A 4,826-nucleotide genomic window follows, 5' to 3' on the forward strand; every position below is an offset into this window, starting at 1 on the left:
CGGCCGCCCTGCCCGGCAGCAACCGGGCCCGCCTCGCCACCACGCTCGCCGCACCGCTCGGCATGCCGCTCGCCCGCCGGGTCGCCGACCTGGTCGGCCTGCACCCCGTCGTGCAACGCCCCTACCCGGACGAGGACCGCCGGGCCGGCCTCGTCCGGCTGGCCCAGGCCGCGGACCTCGGCGTACTGCACGCCGTGGCCGCCGCCGTCACCGCCGGCCGGGCGGACGCCGAGGCGGACGACGCCCGCGAGCAGGCCGCCTGGTCGGCGCTGCACGCCGAGGACGCCGGGCTGCTCGGCGAGGCCCCGCTCGCCGCCCTCCGCACGGGGCTCCGCGAGGCGCTCGCCGGTCTCCGGCCGGACGCCGCCGACCGCTGCTGGGCCGAGGCCCGGGAGGCGTTCGCGCTCGGCCGGGTCACCGGGGTGGACGACGCCGTGGCCGCGGCCTGGCGGTGGCGCTCCGGCGCCTTCCCGCACCTGGTGCACCTGGTCGGCCCGTCCGGCAGCGGCAAGAGCGTCTTCGCCGAGCGGCTGCCCGGCACCGCGGCCCGGATCTCGCTGGACGGGCTGCGCGAGGAGCGCGGCGACCGCGGCGACCAGCGGGCCAACGGGGACGTGCTGCGCGAGGGGCTGGACCGGCTGGACGCCGCGCTCGCCCGCGGCGGCACCGTCGTGTGGGACGCCACCTCGCTCAACCGGCAGCAGCGCTCCCTCGTCCGGGGCGTCGCGCAGCGCCGCGACGCCCTGGTCACCCAGGCGGTGCTGCTGGTCGGCGAGGCCGAACTCGTCCGCCGCAACGGCGTGCGGCCGCACCCCGTCCCGGCCGGCGTGCTCGCCGACCAGCTGCGCCGGTACGGCCCGCCGTACGCCGGCGAGGCGCACCGCACCTGGTACGTCGGCGCGGCCGGCACCGTCGAGGACACGGCGGGGACGATCGGCGGGGAGGACGCCTGATGCGCACCAGCGAGGAGATCTACCACCGCGTCCGCTGGGACGCCCGGTTCGACCCGTCCCGGTTCGTGCTGGTCGTCCAGCAGCGCGGCGCCGACCCCAAGCGCGTCCCGCTGGACGGCTTCGCCCCCGGCGGCGACATCCCCTGGCACCGGGTGCTCTGCGTGGAGGCCGACGGCGAGACGGTGTGGGACCGCGCCGCCGGGGTGGACCGGCTGGACACCACCGCGGCCGGCCGGGCCGGCGACGGGCGGCGGCTGCACGCCCCGTTCTTCACCGCCCGCACCCCGCACACCTGGGACGGCTCCGCCTGGCGGCCCGCCGACCGCCCGGCCGGCCGGCCGCCGCGCGGCACCGTCCGGGTCGTCACCTGGAACACCCTCTGGGACCGCTACGACAGCGAGCGGATCGACACCGCGCGCCGCCGCCCGCTGCTGCTGGCCGCACTCGCCCGCACGGACGCCGACGTGATCGCGCTGCAGGAGGTCGAACCGGCCCTGGTCGACCTGCTGTTGCGCGAGCCCTGGCTGCGGGACGGCTGGACGGTCGGCACCGACCCCCGCGGACGGGACGTGCCCGACTGCGGACTGCTGCTGCTCAGCCGGCTGCCCGTGCTGGAGGCCGGCCGGCACCCGCTCGGCCCGCACAAGGCGCTCGCCGCGGTCGTCGTCGACACCGGCACCGGGCCGCTCACCGTGGCCGCCACCCACCTGACCAGCGACCACAGCGAGGACGGGCCGGCCCGCCGGCGGGCCGAACTGGCCCGGATCGCCGAGGGCCTGGCCGGCGTCGAGGGCGACCTGGTGCTGGCCGGCGACTTCAACGACGGCCGCGGCGGCGCCGAGGGCCCGGCCGCCGTCCTCGGACTGCAGGACGCGTGGAGCGCGGTGCACGGCCCCGAGGACGGCACCCCCACCTTCGACCCGGGCGCCAATCCGCTCGCCGCGGTCTCCTCGCTCTCCGGCCGGGCCTCCCGGCTGGACCGCGTGCTGCTGCGCCCCGGCGGCCCGCAGGCCCGCTCCGCCGTCCTGCTCGGCGACCGCCCGGCCGCGGACGGCCTCCACCCGTCGGACCATTACGGTGTGGCGGTCGAACTGGGCCCCGGCGGGGCCGCACCCGGCGGCGTCTTCGACGTCGGCCCGTCGGTGCGCACCGCCCTGGCCTGGCTGCCGCCGGACGCGCTGCGGCCCGCGATCCAGGCCGTCCGGGCCGAGCACGACCCGCAGATCCACCGCTGGCCGCCGCACGTCAACGTGCTGTACGGGTTCGTCCCCGAGGCCGAGTTCGAACAGGCCTCACCGCTGCTCGCGGAGGCCGCCGCCGAGGCGGCCCCGTTCACCGCCCGGCTCGCCGGGGTGCACAGCTTCCGGCACCGCAGCGGCTCCACCGTCTGGCTGGACCCGGCCGCCGACGGCGCCGGGCCGTGGCAGGCCCTGCACCGGTCCCTGCTGGAGCGGTTCCCGCGCTGCCGCGGACGCTCGGAGGGCTTCACCCCGCACCTGAGCCTCGGCCGGACGGACGACCCGCGGGCACTCGTCGCCGAGTGCACCGCACGGCTGCCCGAGGCCGCGGCCCCGGTCGGCGAGCTGGTGCTGCTCTCGCGGCGCGCCGAGGAACCGATGCGGCCGCGCGCCGTGCTCACCCTCGGCACCGGGGAACTCCGCTGGCTCCCCGAGCCCGCCGCACCGGCCCCCGACCCGGCACCGGACGCGCTCGCCGACCGCACCGCCCGGCGGCTCGCCGAAGCCCTCGGCGAGGGCGTGCTGCACCTCGTCGGATCACGGCGGACGGGCTGCGCCCTGCCCGGCGCCGACCTGGACCTGGTCGCCGCACTGCCCGGCGAGCCGGACGTCCCCGCCCTGGCGGCGCGGGTGGCGGAGGCGCTGCAGGAGGCCGTCGGGCTGCGGCAGGTCGTCGGCGCCCGGGTGCCGGGGCTGCGCTTCACCGTCGACGCCTTGGCGGTCGACCTGGTGCTCGTGCCGACGGGCCCGCTCGACCCCGCGGAGGCGGTCGAGCGGCGGGCCGAACTCGGCGAGGCCGCGGCCCTGGCGCTCAGCGCCGTCTCGGACGCCGACGCGCTGCTCGCCGCCGTCGGCCCGCGGCGGGCCGCCTTCGCCGCCCTGGCACGGGAGGTCAAGGCCTGGGCGAAGGCCCGCGGCCTGGACTCGGCGCCGTTCGGCGGCCTGCCCGGCCTCGCCTGGGCCGTCCTCGCCGCCCGGACGGTCCAGGAGGCACCGGACCTCGACGGCCAGGACCTGCTGCGGCACTTCTTCGGCAGCTGGGCGGCCTGGGACTGGCGCGAACCGGTCGGCCCGCCGGTCGGCCCGGCCGGGCCGGTCACCGTCGCCACCCCGACCGCCCCCGTCCGCTCCTGCACCGCCCAGGTCACCACCGGCGGACGGGAGCTGCTCACCCAGGAGCTCTACCGGGCCTGGGAACTCCTGGAGTCGGCGGCCGCCACCGGAACCGACCCGCGGCCGGGCCTGCTCGCCCCGCCGCCCCTGCACCGGCGGCACGCCGCCTGGGCGGTGGTGACGGTACGGCCGGGCCGGGCCGAGGAGTTCGAGACCCTGCTCGGCCTCGTCCGCGGCCGGATGCGGGCCCTGGTCGCCGCCCTCGACGAGGCCGGTGCCACCGATGCGCACGCCTGGCCGCACCCGTTCGCCACCGGCCCCGCCACCGCCCGCTTCGCCGTCGGCCTCGGCCGCGCACCGGTCGACGCCGACACCCTCGCCGCCCTCGCCGACCGGTGGACCCGCGGCCTGCCGGGCGTGGCCGTCACCCGGACGGAGGGCGGCGGGGTGCCGACGCTCTACTGACCGCCCGCCGGGCCGTCGGCGGTCCGGCCCATGGCGTGGAGCTGCTCCCGCCGGGCGTCCAGCGCCTCGGCGAGCACCTGCGGGCGGTAGGGGTCGGTGGGGTCCATCGCCCGGGCGGCGGCGACGGCCTCGTCGAGCAGGGCCAGCCGGGCCTCCGGGAGGTGTGCGATCTCCTTGCCGAGCTTCACCAGGGCGCGGGAGAGCTTCGGCAGGTGGACGGCGGGGCTGTCCACGGCCAGCAGCCGGTGCGCGGTGACCCGCTGGAGCCTGCTGAGCTTCCCCGTGCCGAGCAGCAGCACCCGGGCCCTCAGGACGGCGTCGTTGTTCATTCCGTTTCCCCCTTCGCATCGCCACCCCCGGCAACGGCCCGACCCGCCGTCAGGGCAGCACGGCGGACGCCCCGGTGCCTCCGCAGGGGAGTCCGGGCGCATGGGAAGGGGTGGGTCCGTCGAGTGTGCGGGGTGCGCCCCGCCCCGGACAAGATCGAACCGAGGTGCTCTCCGTCCTACCGCCGACCCCCTCCGACCCGGCATGATGGACCCGACACTCTCCCGGCGGCCCCCTTCGGGCGGTGGCCCGCCGCCCCGCAGCGACACTGACCGTTCGTCAGACAGGTGCTCCGCGCAGCCTTGACGCGGGCACGACGGGGTTGCTTCGCTGTCCTGGCTCACTCAACACCGCCCCCACGCGGAAGCCGACGAGCGTCAACTTGCCGTGGCCGACGGGTGGCGGGCGCACTCCGTACACCCAGCCATGGAGGACCGTTGAGCACCATCAGCACCCTGAGAGTCGGCGCGGTCGGCGCCGTCCTCGCCCTGGTCATGGGGGCCGCCGCGCAGACCGCGAGCGCCCGGGCGGAGGCCCCGCCGCAGCCCGGCCGCGCACACTCCGCCGTGCAGGCCGTCGAGGAGGAGACCGCGCGGGCGGTCGCCGCCTCGCTCGGTGACGCCGCCTGGCGGGACGGCCTGCGGGCCGCCGTCCGCGGTGGCGCCGAGGTCGACCCGGATCTCCGTCCAGATCAGCGTGCTCGGCGACGAGCAGTCCCCGGAAGGAGGGG

The 4,826-nt window shown here is 78.6% G+C and carries 3 protein-coding genes and 1 pseudogene; 3 read left to right on the forward strand and 1 reads right to left on the reverse strand.

The features are described from left to right. A partial coding sequence (locus ABZ641_RS25925; protein WP_359985385.1) for an AAA family ATPase occupies positions 1-953 on the forward strand: 953 nt, incomplete at its 5' end. Beyond that, positions 953-3,769 (forward strand): poly(A) polymerase, encoded by a 2,817-nt coding sequence (locus ABZ641_RS25930; protein WP_344625433.1) that lies wholly within the window; start codon positions 953-955, stop codon positions 3,767-3,769. The genes ABZ641_RS25925 and ABZ641_RS25930, both read left to right, overlap by 1 nt. Here the strand turns inward: ABZ641_RS25930 and ABZ641_RS25935 are convergent. After that, the gene (locus tag ABZ641_RS25935) at positions 3,763-4,098 is read right to left on the reverse strand and encodes a hypothetical protein (protein WP_344625432.1); all 336 of its coding nucleotides are present in this window, start codon (positions 4,096-4,098) and stop codon (positions 3,763-3,765) included. The two genes, ABZ641_RS25930 and ABZ641_RS25935, sit on opposite strands and share 7 nt — an antisense overlap. 435 nt (positions 4,099-4,533) lie before the next feature. Between ABZ641_RS25935 and ABZ641_RS25940 the strand changes: the two are divergent. Further along, positions 4,534-4,826, forward strand: a pseudogene (locus ABZ641_RS25940) (hypothetical protein); the annotation flags it as partial.

The organism is Kitasatospora sp. NPDC007106 (assembly GCF_040634455.1).
In the GTDB taxonomy this organism is placed as follows: Bacteria; Actinomycetota; Actinomycetes; order Streptomycetales; family Streptomycetaceae; genus Kitasatospora; species Kitasatospora arboriphila.